The organism is Pedobacter sp. AC190 (assembly GCF_979258025.1).
Genome location: NZ_OZ409824.1, coordinates 4,498,241 through 4,520,259, shown reverse-complemented (window position 1 = coordinate 4,520,259; position 22,019 = coordinate 4,498,241). Strand labels below are relative to the sequence as shown.

At 37.5% G+C, this 22,019-nt stretch carries 12 protein-coding genes; all 12 read left to right on the top strand.

Translation table 11 applies throughout. The features are described from left to right. The first annotated feature begins 27 nt into the window (after positions 1 to 27). The 12 genes from ACZZZI_RS19775 (at position 28) to ACZZZI_RS19720 (ending at position 21,848) form a co-directional block, all read left to right on the top strand. The gene (locus ACZZZI_RS19775) at positions 28 to 1,860 is read left to right on the top strand and encodes a sialidase family protein (RefSeq protein WP_316758128.1); all 1,833 of its coding nucleotides are present in this window, start codon (positions 28 to 30) and stop codon (positions 1,858 to 1,860) included. 73 nt (positions 1,861 to 1,933) lie between these two features. Beyond that, positions 1,934 to 3,490 carry a sialate O-acetylesterase gene (locus ACZZZI_RS19770; RefSeq protein WP_463490907.1) on the top strand — a complete coding sequence of 519 codons (1,557 nt, stop codon included), beginning with the start codon at positions 1,934 to 1,936 and terminating at the stop codon, positions 3,488 to 3,490. Further along, positions 3,490 to 6,255, top strand: coding sequence for a glycoside hydrolase family 2 protein (locus ACZZZI_RS19765; RefSeq protein ID WP_463490905.1), 2,766 nt, complete (start codon positions 3,490 to 3,492; stop codon positions 6,253 to 6,255). Before ACZZZI_RS19770 ends, ACZZZI_RS19765 begins: the two co-directional genes overlap by 1 nt. A 115-nt stretch (positions 6,256 to 6,370) precedes the next feature. Continuing rightward, the gene (locus ACZZZI_RS19760; RefSeq protein ID WP_463490903.1) at positions 6,371 to 9,109 is read left to right on the top strand and encodes an alpha-L-rhamnosidase; all 2,739 of its coding nucleotides are present in this window, start codon (positions 6,371 to 6,373) and stop codon (positions 9,107 to 9,109) included. Between the two features lie 324 nt (positions 9,110 to 9,433). Next, on the top strand, positions 9,434 to 10,099 hold the full coding sequence (locus ACZZZI_RS19755) for a DUF3826 domain-containing protein (RefSeq protein WP_316758136.1): 666 nt from the start codon (positions 9,434 to 9,436) through the stop codon (positions 10,097 to 10,099). Between the two features lie 131 nt (positions 10,100 to 10,230). Further along, complete coding sequence (locus tag ACZZZI_RS19750) at positions 10,231 to 11,367, top strand: sialidase family protein (protein WP_463490901.1); 1,137 nt, start codon at positions 10,231 to 10,233, stop codon at positions 11,365 to 11,367. Then, complete coding sequence (locus ACZZZI_RS19745; RefSeq protein WP_463490899.1) at positions 11,364 to 12,977, top strand: acetylxylan esterase; 1,614 nt, start codon at positions 11,364 to 11,366, stop codon at positions 12,975 to 12,977. The genes ACZZZI_RS19750 and ACZZZI_RS19745 overlap by 4 nt, the downstream gene beginning before the upstream one ends. A 1-nt stretch (position 12,978) precedes the next feature. After that, the gene (locus tag ACZZZI_RS19740) at positions 12,979 to 13,881 is read left to right on the top strand and encodes a sugar phosphate isomerase/epimerase family protein (RefSeq protein ID WP_463490897.1); all 903 of its coding nucleotides are present in this window, start codon (positions 12,979 to 12,981) and stop codon (positions 13,879 to 13,881) included. A gap of 113 nt (positions 13,882 to 13,994) precedes the next feature. Continuing rightward, on the top strand, positions 13,995 to 16,634 hold the full coding sequence (locus ACZZZI_RS19735) for an L-rhamnose mutarotase (RefSeq protein ID WP_463490895.1): 2,640 nt from the start codon (positions 13,995 to 13,997) through the stop codon (positions 16,632 to 16,634). 115 nt (positions 16,635 to 16,749) lie between these two features. Further along, positions 16,750 to 17,835, top strand: a complete 1,086-nt coding sequence (locus tag ACZZZI_RS19730) for a Gfo/Idh/MocA family protein (protein WP_316758146.1) — start codon at positions 16,750 to 16,752, stop codon at positions 17,833 to 17,835. A gap of 149 nt (positions 17,836 to 17,984) precedes the next feature. Beyond that, a complete protein-coding gene (locus ACZZZI_RS19725; protein ID WP_463490892.1) occupies positions 17,985 to 19,574 on the top strand; it encodes a sodium:solute symporter family transporter in 1,590 nt (529 codons plus the stop codon). A gap of 108 nt (positions 19,575 to 19,682) precedes the next feature. Beyond that, entirely contained in the window at positions 19,683 to 21,848 is a 2,166-nt protein-coding gene (locus ACZZZI_RS19720) for an alpha-L-rhamnosidase-related protein (protein WP_463490890.1), read from the top strand. Positions 21,849 to 22,019 lie beyond the last annotated feature (171 nt).

Genomic DNA, 22,019 nt, shown 5'->3' with positions numbered 1-22,019 from the left:
CAGAATGACAGAATTTAAAATTAAAGAATGAAAATTTTTAAAATACTTTTTTTAACACTACCATTTACACTTGCGATATCAACGTCGCAGGCACAGGATACGGTTCGTTACACAGGCAAAACTTTGGTTAATGCCGATTATCATCACGGGCAGCTTTCGCCAGTAATGGGGGTGCATAATATCCAAACTTTTAGGGCAAACAGGGAACATCCAGAATTGGCAGAAAACTTTGGCTGGACTTATAACCATGCTCCAATGTTAGCCTATTGGAATAATAAGTTTTATGTAGAATATTTGAGTGATAAGGTGGGAGAAAGCATCCCGCCAGGACAAACCTTATTGCAGTCATCGCCTGATGGCTATAATTGGACTAAACCTGATGTGATTTTTCCTATTTATAGAATTGCAGATGGTACAACTAAAGAAGGTAGAACCGATGTAGCTAAAGATTTAGATGCCGTAATGCACCAACGTATGGGATTTTACGTTTCCACAAAAAATGTATTTCTCGTTTTAGGTTTCTACGCCATCAGCTTCGATGCAAAGGACGATCCGAATGATGGTCATGGAATTGGTAGAGCGGTTCGTGAAATTCAGGCAGATGGAAAATACGGTCCAATTTATTTTATTCACTATAATCCAGGTTATTCAGAAAGAAACACCAGATATCCATACTTCACAAAAAGCAAAAATAAAGCGTTTGTTGCTGCTTGTAATGAGTTGTTAGCGAATAAGTTAATGACGCAGCAATGGAATGAAGAGGCAGACAGAAAAGACCCATTAATCACTTTGCAGAAACAATATAAAGCTTTCAGTTATTACCATTTACCTGATGGAAGAGTTGTGGGATTATGGAAAAATGCTTTAACGGCAATTAGCACCGATAACGGAAAAAGCTGGCCAGAGAGTGCTTTTCGTGCTCCAGGTTTTGTAAATAGCAATGCAAAAATTTGGGGACAAAAAACTGCTGATGGAAATTACGCAACGGTTTATAATCCTTCAGAATACAGATGGCCATTAGCCATTTCAACCAGTAAAAACGGTTTAGATTACACTAATTTATTATTGATCAATGGGGAAATCACGCCGATGCGTTATGGTGGCAATTATAAATCTTACGGTCCGCAATATGTTCGTGGTATTATCGAAGGAAATGGGAAACCTGCCGATGGCAAATTATGGGTAACCTACAGTATGAATAAGGAAGATATCTGGGTTTCTTCGGTTCCTTTGCCTGTTAATGATTTGGCTACAAAACATGTTAACGATGATTTCGATAAACTTCCTAAAGAAAAAGCACTAGAAAATTGGAACATTTACAGTCCGCTGTGGGCACCTGTAAAAGTTGAAAATGGTGCTTTGGTTTTAAGAGACAAAGATCCGTTTGATTATGCAAAAGCAGAGCGCTTATTTCCTGTATCTAAAAAAATAATTACTTCATTTTCGGTTACGCCAAAGCAAAACGATTTCGGTTTACTGGAAATTGAATTGCAGGATGCAAAAGGAATGGCAAGTGTTCGTTTGACATTTGATTCCGCTGGCAATTTAAGTGGAAAAGCTGGTGCCCGTTATAAGAACTTCATGAAATATGAGGCTGGAAAAAGCTATGATATTAAATTGAAATTAGATGCGCACACCAGATTCTATTCGCTTACAGTTAACGGAAAAGAAACTTCATTAAGTTTAGCTTTTCAGCCAGTTGCTGATGTTTCCCGCATTGTTTTTCGTACTGGATCGGTTCGTCGTTTTCCTAATGTGGATACGCCAGCAGACCAAACTTACGATTTGAAAAACGCAGGGGAATCTGAGAAAAAGGAAGCCGTTTATTCGATTAAATATTTAAAAACGGAGGGGTTTTAGGATGGGAAAGAAGTTTAGCGTTTGGAGTTTAGGGTTTGGAGCTTGGTTGAGATCCCATTCTAAACATTTTTTAATGGTGTTTATCAAAACCGTCATTTCGAGCGAAGCCGAGAAATCTTTGAACATAGCCGAAAGATTTTCTTCACTTAATTACAATTCATTCAAAACGGGGGAAAAGCAATCGTCGTTGCGGGGAGGTACGACGTGGCAATTTTTCATGTTCTTTGCAATTTTTGCCTTAATCTCTTTCTCTGCCAATGCCAAAATTCTTTTGCCTCAAATTTTATCAAGCAATATGGTTTTACAGCGTGAGAAACCGATCAATATCTGGGGTTACGCTTCAGCTGGTGAAAAAGTCGAAGTTTCTTTTGCTGGTCAAAAAAAGCAAACAGTGGCCGATAAGAACGGAAATTGGTCAGTGGTTTTGGTTCCTTTGAAAACATCAGCGAAGCCACAAACAATGATTATTGCTGGTTCTAATAAAATAGAATTAACCAATATTTTGGTTGGCGAAGTTTGGGTGTGCTCAGGTCAATCGAACATGGAGTATCAAATGCGGAAGCTGGCGAAAATCCCTAAACCAAAAAATGAAAAATTAGGTTTTCCTGCGGATGAAGTACAGAAAGCAAAAAATACTCAAATCAGGATTTTCCTGGTTAATCGTAAACAGTTGGCAAAACCAGATTCTACTCATAAAAGTTGGGCGGTAGCGCAAGATTCAGCATTGAAGGCTTTTTCTGCTGTTGGTTATTTTTTCGCGAAAGAACTTCAGCAAAAACTGGGCATTCCGGTCGGCATGATTTCTTCTTCGGTTTCTGGAAGTGCGATTGAGCCATGGGTTGCTCCAGATGCATTTGCACAAGAGCCTTATTTTAAAAACGTAAAAGTAAGCAACGACCCAGGCAAGTTTTATACGCCAATGATTGAGCCACTTTCGAAATTTAAGATAAAAGGCTTTTTATGGTATCAAGGCGAAACAAACTGCTTTTTAAATGAGACTATTAGTTATTCTTACAAACTAAAAACATTGGTAAACCTGTGGCGCAAAGCTTGGGGAGAACAATTGCCATTTTATTATGTGCAGATTGCTCCTTTCGATTACAGCAAACAGAAGAGTGACAAAGTTGTGCTTACAACCGACACGCAACCTAACTTTTGGGAAGCGCAGCAACAAGTTTTACGCTTGCCAAATACGGGTATGATATCGACCAATGATTTGAACGATAACGGTGGAGATTTGCACCCAACCTATAAATGGGAAGTGGGGAGAAGATTGGCACTTTTGGCTTTAGGTAAAACTTACCATCAAAAAATAGCATTCTCTGGACCGATTTACAAAGCTGTTTCCTTTAAAGATGGTAAAGCTTTCCTTGATTTTGATTATACCGATTCAGGTAATTCATCTTCATTAACAGGCTTCACAATTGCCTCAAAAGACGGCAAGTTCGTTAATGCAGATGCGATTTTGAAGGATGGAAAGGTTATCGTTTCCTCAAAAGAAATTGCAGAACCCAAAGCCGTACGTTACAACTGGACAGAAAATCCAATGGGAAATTTATATAGCAATGGCTTGCCTGCTTTACCTTTCCGTACTGATAACCCATTAACCAACCAATTTAAAACCAATTAATGAAACGCAGATTTATACTTTTCTTGTGTTTAATAACGATGTTCTGCTTTGTAAAAGCACAGCAAACGCAAAAATTATATCTATCGGGAACGGGAAATGACAACACTGTTAACTGGGATTTCTTTTCTACCGAAGGAATGAATTCTGGCAGATGGACAACTATTCCTGTGCCGTCAAACTGGGAATTACAAGGTTTTGGAAAGTACAATTACGGTTTCAATAAAGAAGCAAATAAAGGCAAGGAACAAGGACTTTATAAATACAAATTCTCCGTTCCATCTGATTGGAAAAACCAAAAAATCAATATTGTTTTTGAGGGTTCGATGACGGATACTGACGTTAAAATTAACGGAGAATTAGCGGGGGAAATTCATCAAGGTTCATTTTATGTGTTTAAATATGATATTTCTAAACTATTAAAGTCGGGAGAAAATTTGCTTGAAGTAAAAGTCTCTAAACATTCAGCTAATCAATCGGTTAATGAAGCAGAACGGAAAGCCGATTTCTGGATTTTTGGAGGTATTTTCAGACCTGTTTATCTGGAAGCTTTGCCCCAAACTTACATCGATCGGGTGCAACTTGATGCTAAAGCAAATGGTGTTTTAACGGCTAATGTTTTCATTAAAGGTCAGGCTGATAAAATTTCGATTGAATTAACAGATAAAAATGGTAAGAAATTTGGCAATGACTTTACCGCGAAAATTACATCGGGTTTAACCAAAATCGAACAACAGTTTAAGAGTCCATCACTTTGGTCGTCGGAGTTTCCAAACCTTTATACTGCAACTTTTACCTTAAGTAAAAACGAAAAACCAATTCATCAGATTGCTAAAAAAATAGGGTTTAGAACGGTTGAAGTTAAAGAACGTGACGGTGTTTACGTGAATGGCATAAAAATGAAATTCAAAGGTGTAAACCGACATTCTTTTTATCCAACATCTGGCAGAACAACAAGCAAAAAGATCAGCATAGCTGATGTTGAGCTGATGAAAGAGATGAATATGAACGCTGTGCGTATGTCGCACTATCCGCCAGATGGACACTTTTTGGATGTTTGCGATTCATTAGGCTTATTCGTGATGGATGAATTAGCAGGGTGGCACGGAAATTACGATACGCCAACAGGAACGAAATTGTTTAAAGAAATGATGCTGAATGATGAAAATCACCCATCAATCATATTCTGGGCGAATGGAAATGAAGGTGGCCATAATCGCGAGCTTGACCATCTTTTTACAGATAATGATATTCAAAAACGTCCTTTAGTTCACCCTTGGGAAGTTTTTAACGGATTTGAAACTACGCATTACCGTGAGTTTAACTATGGAATTGGAAACTACGACCATGGACATAACATTTTAATGCCAACAGAATTTTTGCATGGCATGTGGGATGGCGGCCATGGTGCAGGAATCGAAGACTACTGGAATGCCATGTGGAATAATCCGCTTTCTGCAGGTGGTTTTCTTTGGGATTTTGCCGACCAGGCCGTGGTGCGTACCGATAAAAATGGCGAGCTGGACACCGACGGAAATCACGGTCCAGATGGAATTGTTGGCCCTTATCATGAAAAAGAAGGAAGTTTTTATACCATTAAAGAGGTTTGGAGTCCTGTTTTTATAGAGAAGCGAGAAATTACCGCTGGTTTTGATGGCTCATTTTTATTGGAAAATCGTTATGCTTTTACAAACCTTAACCAATGCACTTTCGAGTGGAGATTGAAGAAACTTAAAGCAGGCGCTGATGCAGAATTTAAAGCAGGTAAAGCCGATGCACCAAATATTAAACCTTTCGAAAAAGGAAAATTACAAGTTGATCTTCCCGCAGATTGGAAAAGTTTTGATGCATTATATTTAACTGTAAAGGATGTTTATGGGAAAGAATTATTTACCTGGAGCTTTCCAATTACATTGCCGGCTGCTGATGCAGATAAAATTGTTGTGAAAACAGCCTCATCAAAAGTGATTTTAAAAGAAGATGCAAAGGTTTATCAGGTTTTGGCAAATGGCATCGATTTAACATTCGATAAAATTACTGGATTATTACAACAAGCTAAAAATGCGAAGGGTGTGGTTCCTTTTTCTAATGGTCCTGTTTTACAAGAAGGCGTAAATAATTTCAAAAATTTTACGGCCAAAATGGATGGCGAAAATCTGGTTATTTCATCCAAATTTGATAAAAAGGAAAGCTGGAATACTTTGCAGTGGACGATTTATCCATCGGGATGGTTAAAAATGGAGGTAAAATATTTCCCTTCTGAATACTTTACCACATTCGTGGGGTTGAATTTTTCATATCCCGAAACGGAAATTAAAAGTGTTGAATACAAAGGAAACGGGCCTTACCGTGTTTGGAAAAATCGTATGAAAGGTACTGAATTCGGAATTTGGAAAAAGGATTATAACGATTCTGCAACTGGTGAACCAGCTTGGCAATATCCAGAATTTAAAGGTTACCACTCAAATATGTATTGGTGCGAATTTATAGGCAAATCGCAGACTTTTAAAGTAGTAACGGATAGAGAAGATGTTTTTTTAAGGCTATTTACGCCAAAGAAATCGAAAGATACAGAGTATGATAATATGAGTCCGACATTTCCAACTGGCGATATATCGTTTATGAATGGAATTTCGGCAATAGGAACTAAAACACAAAAGCCAGAAACAACTGGTCCGATGGGAATGAAAAATATTTATTATGATTTTGATAAAGAACCGGCTAGGGCGTTGGATATGACTTTGTATTTTGATTTTTCGGTAAGATAGAGAATAGGGAATTGAAAATAGAGAATTGTGAATAGAAAATAGGAAATGGTTAATAGGCTTTAATTTGAATGTCAATTTCCTATTTCTTACTTTCTATTCCCTCAATTAAAAGTAAATGAACATTAAAATCTACATAGCTGTAATCAGCATCTGGCTACTACCACTTAACAAAGTGGTGGCGCAAGTCTCGTTGCAAAATACCACCTGCGAGATGCTAACAAATCCTTTAGGGATTGATGTTCAAAAGCCACGTTTTGCCTGGCATATCATTTCAAAAGAACGAAATGTGATGCAAACTGCTTATCAGGTTTTGGTGTCTTCATCGATAGAGAAATTAAATGCCAATGAAGGCGATTTGTGGGATTCTGAAAAGGTAAATTCTGCCGAATCGATTCATGTAAATTATACTGGAAAAGAACTTAAAAGCAGATTAAAGGCTTATTGGAAAGTTAAAGTTTGGACCACCGCTGGGCCAAGCGAATGGTCGGCTAATAACTACTTTTCGATGGGTTTGTTGTACTATAAAGATTGGCCGAAAGGTTGGATTGGTTTCGAAAGGGCTTTCCCATGGGATAATATTAAAACGGATTCACGCTTATCTGCAAGATATTTTAGAAAGGAATTTCAAAGTACGAAAACTGTAAAATCTGCCACGGCATCCATCATAGGGTTGGGTTTGTACGAACTTTATATCAATGGGAAAAAAGTTGGGGAGGATGTTTTATCTCCATCGCCAACAGATTACACTAAAAATGTAAAATACAATACTTATGATGTAACATCTTATATCAAAAGCGGTAAAAATGCAGTTGGAACGATATTAGGCAATGGTCGGTTTTTCGCCATGCGCCAAAATGAAAAACCTTATAAAATTAAAACCTTTGGTTTTCCGAAGATGCTGATGAACATCAATATTGTTTATACCGATGGAACAACTGCCAACGTTGATACGGATGACAGTTGGAAGGGCACAGCAGACGGTCCAATCAGAACCAACAATGAATATGATGGCGAAGAATATGATGCAACGAAAGAGGTATCAGGTTGGAATAATATTGGTTTTGATGATAGCAAATGGGCAAAGGCAGAATTTGTTCAGGAGCCTACAGGAGTGATTGAAGCGCAAATGAATGAAAATATGCGTGTGATGAATACGCTGAAACCTGTTTCAATTAAAAAACTTTCTGGCGATAAATACATTCTTGATATGGGTCAGAACATGGTTGGTTGGTTGCAAATCAAAGTAAAAGGCTCAAAAGGAAAGCAAATTAAACTGCGTTTTGCAGAATCGTTACAAGATAATGGCGAACTTTTTACAGCCAATCTTCGCAACGCAAAATGTACGGATTTATACACTCTAAAAGGTGGCGAACAAGAAACCTGGGAACCGACTTTTGCCTATCGTGGTTTCAGATATGTAGAACTTTCGGGTTACACTTATCAACCTTCTGTAAATGATTTTGTAGGAAAAATGATTTACGATAACATTAAAACTGTTGGAACTTTCGAAACTTCTGATGCCTTAACTAACCAGATTTTCAAAAACGCCTGGTGGGGCATTGCAGGGAACTACAAAGGAATTCCAATCGATTGTCCGCAAAGAAATGAGCGTATGCCTTGGTTGGGAGATCGAGGTGCGGTGGCTTATGGCGAAAGTTTTGTTTTTGATAACGGACGGTTTTATACCAAATGGTTACAGGATATCAGAAATTCGCAAAAGGAAGATGGCGCTATTCCAGATGTTGCACCAGCTTTCTGGCGTTACTACAGCGATAATATGACGTGGCCTGGTGCAATGCTTTTGGTTACCGAAATGGTTTACAAGCAAACGGGAGATATTTCTGCGGTGCGTGATAATTATCCAGCGATGAAAAAATGGCTTGCTTACATGCAGAGCCGCTACATGCAAGATTATATTTTAACTAAGGATAGTTACGGCGATTGGTGCATGCCTCCAATTACCATTGAATTCGGTCGTGGGAAAAGTGCCGATAAAAAATATCCATCCGCATTAATTTCAACAGCATATTATTATCATTTTACACAGTTGATGATTCAGTTTGGACAAGCGATTGGAAATGAAGAGGATGTAAAGAATTACCAGGCTTTGGGAAACAAAATTAAGGAGGCTTTCAATCAGAAATATTATAACGATAAAGGTTATTATGCTTCCAATGCTTTAACGGATAACATTATTCCGCTTTATTTTGGCATGGTTCCGAAAGATAAAGTTGAGGAAGTTTTTAAAAATATTACATACACAGTTGAGGTTACCAATAAAGGACATTTGAGCAATGGTTTGGTTGGTATTCAGTGGCTAATGCGCTGTTTGAATGACTATGGTAGACCAGATTTGGCTTACACGGTTGCGACTCAAAAAACTTATCCAAGTTGGGGATATATGGTTGATAATGGTGCAACAACGATTTGGGAATTATGGAATGGCAATACTGCCGACCCGAAAATGAATTCGCAAAACCATGTAATGATGCTTGGCGATTTGTTAATCTGGTATTACGAAAACCTTGCGGGAATTAAATCAGAAAGCGCAGCTTTTAAAAAAATTATCATGAAGCCTGAAATGATAAACAGTTTGAGTTCGGTGAATGCAAGCTTTAATTCAGTTTATGGAACAATAAAAAGCAGTTATAGTAAAACAGCAAAAGCATTTAACTGGAATGTTACCATTCCACCAAATACTACAGCTTTGCTTTACATTCCTGCGGCTAATAAAAATGAAGTTACAGAGAAATTGAAATCAGTTAAGGATCTAAAATTTATAAAAATGGAAGATAACAGCGCAATTTATGAGGTTGGCTCGGGAGATTATTCTTTTGTTGTGGAAGGGAAGTAATTTGCTTTGTAATTCTGAACATAGTGAAGAATCTCCAAGCGATGGAAGAGTGCTCTAAGTGCTAATCGGTTGCAGATTCTTCGTTGCACTCAGAATGACAGCATGTGGAGCGAAGCCGAGAAATCTTTGAAATCAGGTCTAAAGATCTCTCCACCAAGATTGAAATGATGGGGAAGAAATAAGGATTTTGTTTCGCCTTATCGTCATTGCGAGGTACGCAGCAATCTTACAACGACAGCATTAGGATTGCTTCGTACCTCGCAATGACGACCGTTTATATAAAACGTTTAAAAATATTTGATAAACCTAAATGGAAATACAATTATGAGAAAGTTTTTAAAGCCACTAATGTTACTGACTTTGCTGCTAACCACAGTGAATGTCTTTAGTCAAACAAAAGATGTGGTAGTGCCCGAGGAAATACTAACTAAAGCAAAAGAATGGGTTGGTGCGTTAAATTTAACAGATGCTAAGAAAAAGACTGCAGCAGAAAATGCTATTGCAGTTCATTTAACAACAATAAGAGATTGGCATAACGAACATCCATCATCAACCGTTCCTGACGGGATAAACCCTGTTACTGGAAATAAATTAAGTGATTTGGATAAGCAAATTATTGCCGATTCTGCCATGCCTTCAAGTGTTCATCAGGCTTTAATGGATGGTTTGAACCAGAATCTATCTCCAGAACAAGTTGAAACTATCCTAGATAAATACACCATTGGGAAAGTAGAATTTACAATGAAAGGTTACAAAGCCATTGTTCCAGATTTAACGGCTGATGAAGAGGCTAAGATTTTAGGTTTCTTGAAGCAAGCTAGAGAACAGGCTGTTGATTATAAAAATATGAAACAAATTTCTGCAATTTTTGAAATCTATAAAACGAAATCAGAGCAAATGCTGAACAATAACGGACGCAGCTGGAGAGCGCTTTACAGTGCTTACACCAAAAAGATAAAAGAGGAGAAAGCAAATAAGGCAAAGCAGTAAACATTTTGCTTAACCTTATCGTCATTGCGAGGCACGAAGCAATCCTAAAGCGGTCGCTACAACTATAGTAGTAAGATTGCTTCGTTCCTCGCAATGACGACCGTTGATAGATAGTTGATTTAAATAAAATTATGTTAAAAAGAAAAATATACATCACATTAGGACTTGCTTTTGCACTTGCAGCAAGCGCTAAGGCTCAGCTAGAAAAATGGCAAACTGGAGTTGTAAAACAAGAATATCTATATGATAAAGCCCCATTTCCGTCGTGCCATTCTGCAACCATTGCCGAAACTTCGACAGGTTTAGTAGCTTCTTTCTTTGGCGGAACAAAAGAAAGAAACCCTGATGTGGAAATTTACATCAGTCGTTTTGTTGATGGGAAGTGGTTAGCACCAGTTTCTGTAGCAAATGGTGTTCAACCAGATGGCAAAAGATTACCAACCTGGAATCCTGTATTGTATCAGGTTCCTGGCGGAGATTTAGTATTGTTTTATAAAATCGGACCCAAACCATCAGAATGGTGGGGCTTAATGAAAACATCAAAAGATGGCGGAATAACTTGGTCGAAAGCTATAAAATTACCAGATGGAAATATTGGTCCTGTTAAAAATAAACCTGTTTTATTAAGCAATGGAAATCTTTTTGCGCCATCAAGTAAAGAGGGCGATGGCTGGAAAATTCATTTTGAGGTGACAAAAGACAACGGTAAAACCTGGAGAACAGTTGGTCCGTTGGTTGAAAACGGAATCAAAGCTATTCAACCAAGTATTCTGCAGCATGGTAATGGGAAGTTACAGATTTTAGCCAGAACTGCTAATCGGGCAATTGCAGAATCATGGTCGGAGGATAACGGAGAAACCTGGACGCCAATGACCAAAACCTCCTTACCTAATAATAACTCTGGGACTGATGCCGTAACTATGAAAGATGGTCGACATGTATTGGTTTATAACCATGTTTTGCCTCCAGGCGATTTAGCCAAAGGCGCAAGAACTCCTCTGAATGTTTCGATTTCTAAAGATGGAAAAGAATGGTACGCAGCCTTAATTTTAGAAGATTCGCCGATTAGCCAATATTCTTACCCTGCTGTAATTCAAACTGCTGATGGTATGTTACACTTTATTTATACCTGGAGAAGGGAAAAAATCAAGCATGTGATTGTCGATCCATCAAAGTTGAAATTGAAGAAAATTAAAAATGGTGTTTGGCCAAAATTGAATGGTTACACTGCACCAGTAATTACAGAAACTAAAAGCGAAGAACCATGAGATTAGAAAAGTCTTCATTTTTTCAAACCGTCATTTCGACCGCAGTGAAAAAATGTTTTTGCAATGGTTTTTGCATTCGTCTTGCTGAATTTATCTCAGCATCTTTAAAGCAATATGTCTATTCATTTAAGAACCTAAAACAAGTTCAAAATGGCGTACGTTCGTTATCTGCATCATGCTATTCCCCTTTGTCGGGGGCAGGGGGAGGTATTTTTATGAAATCTACTTTAATAATTTTTTCATTCTTCCTTTTTACAAACCTTTCCGCCCAAACCCAAAACACAGATAAATTTTATAAAAAACCACTTGTTGATGTTCTAAAAGAAATTCAAACGCGTTTTAAAGTTCAGATTAAATATTCTGAGCCACAGGTAAAAGATAAGTGGGTAAACTATGCCGATTGGCGTTTTCGTGCTGATGTAGATGAAACACTCGCCAATGTGCTTACACCTTTGGATATGAAAGTAAACAAAGAAAAGCCAGGCGTTTATAAACTGAAAGAATACGAATATTATCGTTGGGAAGTTCAGGATGGATGGGCCTATTTGGATCAGTTGGGTACAAAATATACTGACCGAGCCAGCTGGGAAAAACGCAAAGCGGAAATCAAGCCAGAGCTTTACAAAGCTTTGATGTTATCGCCATTACCAGCAAAAATAAATTCGAAACCAATTGTTACGGCAAAACGGATTTTCGATGGATATTCAGTAGAAAATATCGCCTTGGAAATACTTCCAGGTGTTTGGATAAATGGTTCGTTGTACAAGCCATTAAATGCAAAGGGTAAAATTCCAGTGGTTTTAAGTCCCGATGGGCATTGGGAAAAGCAGCGTTACCGAGCCGATTGTCAGCTTCGCTGTGCTACAATTGCCAGAATGGGGGCAATGGCATTTAGTTATGATTTATTTGCGTGGGGCGAATCGATGCTTCAGTTTAAATACGAAGACCATCGCCGAAGTTTAGCTCAAACCGTTCAAACTTTAGGTGGGATAAGAATTTTGGATTATTTCACATCCTTAAAAGAAACAGATACAAGTAGAATAGGTATAAGCGGCGGTTCTGGAGCTGGAAGTCATTCAATTTTAATGACGGCCATGGATGACAGGATTAAGTTGAGTGCACCCGTTGTAGCGATGTCGTCATATTTTTATGGCGGTTGCCCTTGCGAAAGCGGTATGCCAATCCATCAATGTGGAGGTGGAACAGATAACGTAGAACTGGCTGCAATGGCAGCTCCTCGTCCACAGTTATTGGTATCAGATGGTGGCGACTGGACAGCTCATACTCCACAACATGATTTTCCCTACTTACAAAAAATGTACGGTTATTATGATGTGAAAGATAAGGTCGAGAATGTGCATCTTCCTAATGAAAAACACGATTTCGGCATTAACAAGCGCATTGCACTTTACGATTTTTTAATCAAAAACTTCAAGCTTAATGGCACTGCTGTAAAAGATAAAACAGGGAAATACGACGAAAGTAAAGTAACCATCGAGAAGGAAAATGCAATGTATGTTTTCGGAGATAAGGGCGAAAAATTGCCTAAAAATGCTGTGATGGGATTTGAGAACTTAGAAAAGTTATTTCCAATAAATGGGATGAAGTAAAATGATGAACAAACATCAGAATAGAAGGGCTTTTATTGGTCATGTTGCTTTATTAACTGGCGCATTAATGATTCCTGATCAATTCCTATTTGCAGCAGATAAAAAGAACACATACAAAATTGCGGTAATTGATTTGATGATTCTAAAACGTCAGAAAATTAGTGCGTTGCCGCTGGCGAAAGAAATTGGTGCCGACGGATTGGAAATTGATATGGGAGGTTTGGGAAACAGAGAAACTTTTGATAATAAACTGGCCGACCCAAAAGTTAGACAAGAATATTTAGATAAAGCAAAAGAATTGAATTTGGAGATTTGCTCATTGGCAATGACTGGCTTTTATGCGCAATCATTCGCTACTCGACCAACTTATCAAAAAATGATTCAGGATTGTTTGGATACAGCGAAGGCAATGAACGTTAAAGTGGTGTTTCTTCCGCTAGGTGTTCAGGGCGATTTGATTAAAAACCCAGAGTTACGCGGATCTATTATTGACAGGTTGAAAATAGCTGGAAAGATGGCTTCAAAAACGGGTATTATCATTGGAATTGAAACATCTTTAGATGCGGCAGGCGAACTTAAGTTATTGAAAGAAATTGGTTCCAAATATGTAAAAAGCTATTTCAATTTCTCCAATGCCATTAAAAATGGAAGAGATTTACATCAGGAGCTTAGGATTTTGGGCAAGAAGAATATTATTCAAATTCATGCAACTAATGAAGACGGTGTTTGGTTACAAAATGACAAGAAAATTGACTTAAACAAAGTGAAGGAAACCTTAGACGATATGGGTTGGAAAGGTTGGCTAGTGGTGGAAAGAAGTAGAGATGAAAGTCAGCCAACAAATGTAAAATATAATTTCAGTGCCAATACAAGCTATCTGAAATCGATTTTTCAAATGAAATAATTTATGAATAGGCTAAAAATCTGTTTCAACATAATTTATGGCTTTTGTAACTTAATGGTACGTGAAGACACGTACCATGGCTTTGTAAATAGGTTTTTCAAATGAAATAATTTATGAATAGGTTAAAAATCTGTTTCAACATAATGTGTGGCTTTTGCAACTTAATGTTACGTGAGGACAACTACCATGGCTTTGGGTATGCTTACCAAGACTTTGTGCGCTTACCTCGGTTCGTGTCTTCACGAACCAATAGGTACAAACCATTTTTCATTGCAATTCTTTTATTTTTATTATCCTTCAAAGCAAGTGCTGTAGATATTTACGTATCCTTAAAAGGCATAGATACAAATTTAGGTACAAAAGAAAAACCTTTAGCAACACTTCATGCTGCGATTAGAAAAGCCCGCGAATTAAGGCGTTTGAATGATTCTTCCATAAAAGATGGAGTCAAGATTATTATGGGTAAAGGCATTTACCAACTTCATGAACCCCTAGTTCTTCGCCCTGAAGATTCAGGTACAAAAGATAGTCCTACAGAGATAATTGCGAATGAAAAAGTTGTTTTAAGTGGTGGTGTGAAAATCAAAGGCTGGAAAAAATTAAGCGGAAATGTTGTTGGTTTGCCTAAAGAATCCATAGGAAAAGTTTGGGTAACGGATGTTCCAAACTTTGATGGAAGTGATTTGCAATTCAGACAGCTTTGGGTAAATGGAAATAAAGCCATTCGTGCAAAAAATTACAATGGCGATGCAATGGGAAGGATTTTATCCTGGAATACAGAAACTGAAACCTGTAAAATTCCAATGCAAAAAGGTATTAATTTAGCCAATGTTAAGGGCATGGAAATGCTTATTCATCAGTGGTGGGCAATTGCTAATTTGAGGGTTAAATCTGTAAAAGTAGTTGGAAATGAAGCAGAACTTTCTTTCATGCAACCAGAAAGCCGCATTCAATCCGAACATCCCTGGCCTGCACCATGGATTTCTGATCAAACGGGAAATTCTGCGTTTTACCTTTCCAATGCCATTCAATTTTTAAATGAACCTGGAGAATGGTTCGAAGATTTGAAAAATCACAAACTCTATTATTGGCCAAAATCATCAGAAAATATGCTGAATGCAGAAGTTATAGCGCCGGCAATTGAAAATCTTTTGAAAATTGAGGGAACGGTTGACAATCCTGTTTCTTTTGTAAACTTTAAAGGAATTTCTTTTGAGCACTCTACTTGGTTAAGGCCATCAAAACATGGTCATGTGCCGCATCAGGCAGGTATGTATATGCTCGATGCTTATAAACTTAAAACCCCAGGAACGCCTGACAAGGCTGCTTTGGAAAATCAGGCCTGGGTTGGCCGACCAACATCAGCAGTTGAAGTTACTTACGCAAATCATACTTCGTTTGAAAATTGTCGATTTGAACACTTGGCTTCGACAGGGTTAGACTACAAAAAAGGAACATCTGATAATTTGATTCAGGGTAATTTATTTAAAGATGTTGGAGGATCGGCAATTTTGATTGGAACATTTTCCGATGAAGCAACTGAAGTGCATTTACCTTACAATCCATCAGATAAGCGAGAGATTTCTACAAACGATAGGATAGAAAATAATTTAATTACCGATATAACCAATGAAGATTGGGGCGCAGTTGGCATTGGCGCAGGTTATGTAAGAGGCATTAAAATTTTGCATAACGAAATTAGTGATGTTTCTTATTCGGGCATTAGCATGGGTTGGGGCTGGACCAAAACCCAAAATGCGATGAAAAATAATACCATAAGCGCTAACAAAATCCATCACTACGGAAAACACATGTACGATGTTGCAGGGATTTATACTTTATCGGCGCAGCCAGAATCTTTTATCACAGAAAACGCAATTGATAGTATTTACAAAGCGCCTTATGCGCATCTTCCTGAGCACTGGTTTTATCTATATACGGATGAAGGTTCATCGTATTTCACCATAAAAAATAATTGGACACCAACCGAAAAGTATCTTCAAAATGCCAACGGACCAGATAATTTATGGGAAAACAATGGACCAAAAGTTTCTGAAAGGATTAAGCAACAGGCAGGTTTGGAAAAACCTTTTCAAATTTTGTTAAAAGAGAAATCTGTTTATTCAAATCGTGGAATCAATCAAGCGGAAGATAAATCGGTAGTTTTTGAATTGATTTTCAAAAATGATAATATACCAGGAAATAAAGATTTGGAAAACTTTGCAAAAGAGAACAATCTGAAAGCAAGTTCTATTTACAAATGGAATAATCGATTGGTTATTTATACTTCTAGCTTAAAAGTAGAGAGTTTACAGCAAACTTTGAAACGCTTGAATACGCAAGAAATAAAGCTTTATGATAACCTGTTTTATGATTTCAACAGAGAAAAAAACTGTGGAAACAAACCTGTAGCGGAATGGGATAACATTATTTTATCTGCTAATTTGGTCGAGGATGAGAAGATGCAAAAAGAGTATCTGGATTATCACAAAACCCAGTTTGAAAAGTGGCCTGAAATATCTAAGGGCTTCTGTAATGCTGAATTTCAGCGATTAGCAATTTTCAAAAAGAATAGGCAATTGATGTTGATTATCAGTATTCCGAAAGGAAAGAAATTAGACGATTTAAATCCAAAAACCACCTTAAATAATCCGAAAGTGGATGAATGGAATTCAATAATGAAAAAATACCAGGAAGGTATTGAAGGTACAAAACCTGATGAGGTTTGGGTGTATTTTAAACCAATAGAATAAAATAAAACACTCGTGATTACGAGGCACGAAGCAATCCTACAATTATCGTATTCTTTGCGAATTAAGATTGCTTCATACCTCGCAATGACGACTTAAGAAATAAAAAATTAATATCATGTTAAGATTAGGGATTTTAGGTTTAGGAGAGGGCAGAAGTACAATTTCTGCATCATTGGCGAGCAAAAAATTTAAGCTCATTCAAATTTGCGATGCCAATAAAAAGCTTTGTGAAGAACGTGCTTTGGAATTCGATTTCCAAAATTGGACAACCAGTTATGAAGACATGTTAACCAGTGATAAAATCGACATGATTGCGATTTATACACCAGATCACTTGCATTTCGAGCATATCAAATTGGCTTTGCAACATGGAAAACATGTGGTTTGTACTAAACCTTTTATTGATGATTTGGCTCAGGCAAATGAGTTATTGGAACTGGCAAAGAAATCAAGGAAGAAAATTTTCGTAGGTCAAAGTTCACGCTTTTTTGAGCCAGCGATGCGACAAAAAAAGGATTTTGATAAAGGTTTAATTGGCGAATTGATTACAATAGAAAGTCACTATCATGCAGACCATCGCTGGTTTTTAGAAAAAGGTTGGTCGCTAAAACAATCCTTCAAATGGCTTTACGGCGGTTTAAGCCATCCTGTAGATTTTATCCGCTGGTATATGCCCGATATTGAAGAAGTAATGGGTTACGGCATGCTAAGTAGTAACGGTTTAAAAGCTGGGATAAAAAATGTTGATACCATGCACTTTATTTTCAAAGCGAAAGACGGCAGAATTGCGAGAGTAAGTGGAGCATACACAGGACCAACGCAGCCTGCAAGTCGCGATAGTGGAATGAGTTGCATTCTACGTGGAACAGAAGGCGCTAGTCAGGCCGATTACCACGAATTACGTTATTCGGTTACCACCAAAACGGGCGAAGAAAAAATTATTACCTGGGGCGATTCAACCTTGAAACATTATTTCCGTTTCGAAGGCCAAAGCCATCATGCTGGCGAATACCAAAACTACCTTGATTACTTTGCCGATAGCATTAACAATAAATTTACAGCTTATCCAGATTTGAAAGAAGGAATTGGAACGGTTGCATTGTTGCAAGCTATGGATAAATCAATGGAGATAGGTTTGCCAGTAAAAATTGATGAGATTTTGAAAGCCAATAACATTACAAGGGAATCGATCGGGCTATAATTTTTTGCCACGGAAACCCGGAGGAACACGGAATTGATGTAATAATAAAACAGTAGTTATTGCAAAGCAATGAAGGGGCGCATAAAAAATAGCTCCGTGAATACTGTGTTTCCGTGGCGAAACTTAAACCAAACTAACCAAATTAATAAATGAATAATATTGTAGAACGTTTAACTAATTTAGATTACTTTATAGTCGTCGCTTACCTTGTTATATTGATTATAATTGGGTATCGAGCCAGTTTCTCTAAGAAGAAAGGAGAAGATGAAACCTTATTCTTAGCGAATAAATCCCTGAACTGGTCGAGCATTGGCTTTAATATGTGGGGTACCAATGTTGGTCCATCTATGCTCCTTGCATTTGCTAGTATTGGTTACAGTACAGGCATTGTTGCTGTAAATTTCGATTGGTATGCTTTTATATTTTTGTTTTTGTTGGCGATAGTTTTCGCACCGAAGTATCTAGCTGCAAAAGTAAGTACCATGCCAGAGTTTATGGGGAATCGTTATGGCGATTCGACCCAGAATATATTAGCCTGGTATGCATTGGTAAAGATTTTAATATCCTGGCTATCTCTTGGCTTATTTGCTGGAGGCTTTTTGGTCCGGCAGATTTTAGGAATCCCAATGTGGCAATCGGTTACAGTTTTAGTCGCTTTCGCTGGTCTATTTACTTTTTTCGGTGGCTTAAAAGCCATTGCCAAAGTGAATGTTTTTCAGATGATTTTACTGATTGCGGTTTCGCTTTCGCTGATGCTCTTGGGGTTAAATAAGGTTGGAGGAATTTCGGCTCTGTATGCAAAAACGCCACATCATTTTTGGAATTTAATTCAGCCAGCAAGCGACCCGAAATATCCGTGGTACGCAATTCTACTAGGTTATCCAGTTGCTGCAGTTGCTTTTTTCTGTACAGACCAATCTATGGTTCAGTCGGTTTTGGGCGCTAAAAATTTAAAGCAAGGTCAGCTAGGCGTGAGCTTTATTGGTTGGCTAAAAATTCTCTCCTTACCACTTTTTATCGGGACGGGAATACTTTGTTACGTGCTCTTTCCAAACCTGAAAGACCCAAATGAGGCTTATATGACAATGGTTACCAATTTATTTCCCCCTGGAATGAACGGCTTGGTTATCGTGGTGCTCATTGCTGTCTTGGTAGGTACAATTGGTTCATCTTTAAACTCATTGAGTACCGTTTTTACGATGGATATTTATGTAAAGAAAATTAATCCGCAAGCCAGTAATAAACAGATTATTAATATTGGAAGATGGGCAGTTGTAGCAGGTTGCATCTTTGCAGTAATTGTCGTTTTGGCTATCGATAATATCAAAGGTTTGAATTTGTTTGATGTTTTTCAATCGGTTTTAGGCTTTATTGCTCCGCCACTTTCTGTTGTGTTTTTACTTACTGTTTTCTGGAAAAGAACAACAAGGAAGGCTGTAAACTTTACACTTTCAATCGGTTCAATCTTAAGTTTGGGTGTTGGCGTAACTTATTTATGGATTCTACCTCCAGATAAGTATCCATTTTGGCCACATTATTTGATGCTTTCTTTTTTCATTTTTGCAGGATTATTGGTCATCGCTATGCTGATTTCTTTATTAGATAGAACCCCAAGTATTTACACTATAAATGATGAACATCAATCTAACATTGAAAAACCCGATAAAGCAGTCTGGATTTCGTGGATCGCACTTGCTGTGGTTATGGTTGCGCTTTACATTTTCTTTAACGGACATTAAATAAACTAAGTAACAAGATAAGTCGTCATTTCGATTGAAGCGCAGCGGAATAGAGAAATCCTTGAATCTAGCTCACTTCAAGTTCAAAGATTTAGATTAAATAACATTATGAAAAACTTAAAAAAAATACTTTTACTCTCAATTTTTACTTGTTTAACATATCCGATTTTTGCTCAAAAAGCATCATGGATTTGGTACCCCGGCGATTTTGATATTTACATGAGCAACGTGATGCAAAATCGCAGAACGGAACGTGGCTCGTTTTTTCCAGTGTTTTGGAAAATGGATAGTCATTATGTTTTGGTCGATTTCCATAAGGAATTTACACTTAGCCAACCCGAAGAAGTTAAGCTTTTTGTAGAGGGAACTTACAATGTAAAAATTGATGGTCAGGCGATTTCGGGATTTCCAAAAACCATTCAAATTCCTGCAGGAAAACATAAATTGAGCTTAAAAGTATATAGTCAGGGAGCTGTACCCGCCATTTTTGTACAGGGTAAAACCGTAGTTTCTGATGAAACCTGGTTAACTACCTTTGAAGATAAGGAGTGGATAGATCAAAGTGGCAAGGTTTCGGATAAATCGGGTACAACTTTCGTAACTGCTGGTTCTTGGAATTTAACCGACCCTAATGTTTTGCCATCAAAATTTAAATTACCAGTGGTAGCACATTTTGCTACTAAAAAAGAAATTGCAGGCAAGGGTTATGTTGCCGATTTTGGTAAAGAAACTTTTGGTTTCATTAAAGTACATGGCTTAAAAGGTAAGGGAAAACTAAGCCTGTACTATGGAGAATCAAAAGAAGAGGCTTTATCAATTGACAAATGTGAAACACTAGATTTCTTGGATATAGATTTAGCGCAGAAAAAGGATTCCATCATGCCACTCTCTAAAGCTTTCAGGTATGTGAATTTTCAACCAGAAAACGGCGTTACAGCAGATTCTATTTCAATGCTTTATGAGTATGCGCCTGTTACCGAACGTGGAAGTTTCAAATCATCTGATACAGAGTTAAATAAAATTTATGATGTAGCTAAATATACTTTCCAATTAAACACGCGTGAGTTTTTTATCGATGGCATAAAACGCGACCGTTGGGTTTGGAGCGGAGATGCTTATCAAAGTTATTTAATGAATTATTATTCATTTTTCGATGCACCAACAGTTAAAAGAACATTGCTTGCCCAACGCGGTAAAGACCCCGTAACAGCGCATATTAATACCATTATGGATTATTCTTTCTATTGGTTTTTAGGGATTTACGATTACTATAAATATACTGGCGATAAAAAATTTGTACAGGATGTTTATCCCCGCATGCAATCACTTATGACTTACATTGATGGTAGAAAAAATAAAAATGGTTTATTAGAATGGATGCCAGGCGATTGGATTTTTATTGATTGGGCCGATAAATTAAGTAAAGATGGAGAGGTAAGTTTTGAGCAATTATTATACGCCAGAAGTTTAGAAACAATGGCTTTGTGCGCTAAATTAGCAAATGATTCAGAAAATGCAGCTAAATACGATGTTGAAGCAAAGGCATTAAAAGCAAAGATTTTCGAATTATACTGGAATCAAAATAAGCAGGCGTTAGTACATAGCCGTGTTCAAGATAAGCCTACAGATAATGTAACGCGTTATGCCAATATGTTTGGTATTTTCTTCGATTACTTTACGCCAGAGCAAAAGATTGCTGTAAAAGAAAATGTGCTTTTAAATGATAAAATCGCAAAAATTACTACACCATACATGCGCTTTTATGAACTCGAAGCCTTATGTGCAATGGGCGAGCAATCCTATGTTTTAAAAGAAATGAAAAGCTATTGGGGTGGGATGTTAAAACTCGGTGCCACTTCCTTTTGGGAAGAATATAATCCTGATAAAAAAGGCGTAGAGCATTTAGAAATGTATGGTCGCCCATATGGAAAAAGCCTTTGCCATGCCTGGGGCGCAAGTCCGATTTACTTATTAGGGAAATATTATTTAGGGGTGAGTCCTGCTACCGCAGGCTATGAAACTTACAATATTGAACCAAGTTTAGGTGGTTTAGAATGGATGGAAGGTAAAGTGCCCACTGCAAACGGGGATATTTCTGTTTCCATGAACAAAAAGGAAATTAAAGTTAGCTCGGCCGTGGGGACGGGTAAATTGAAAATCAAAAGTAAATCGAAACCAGTTGTTAAAGGTGCAACGGTTAAAGAAGTTTCGAAAGGAGTTTATGAAATTTCGATTGAAAAAGGTAAGGATTATTTGGTGAAGTACAGCGGTTAGAAGCTTATTACCGTCATTGCGAGGTACGAAGCAATCTTAAAACGCTAGATAGAAAACCTTAGTAGTAAGATTGCTTTGTACCTCGCAATGACGATAGTTTTATAAAGGAAATGGATTTTGAAAAATCAAACCTAACTAAAACAAACCCGATTGTAGTAGAAATACTTTTAA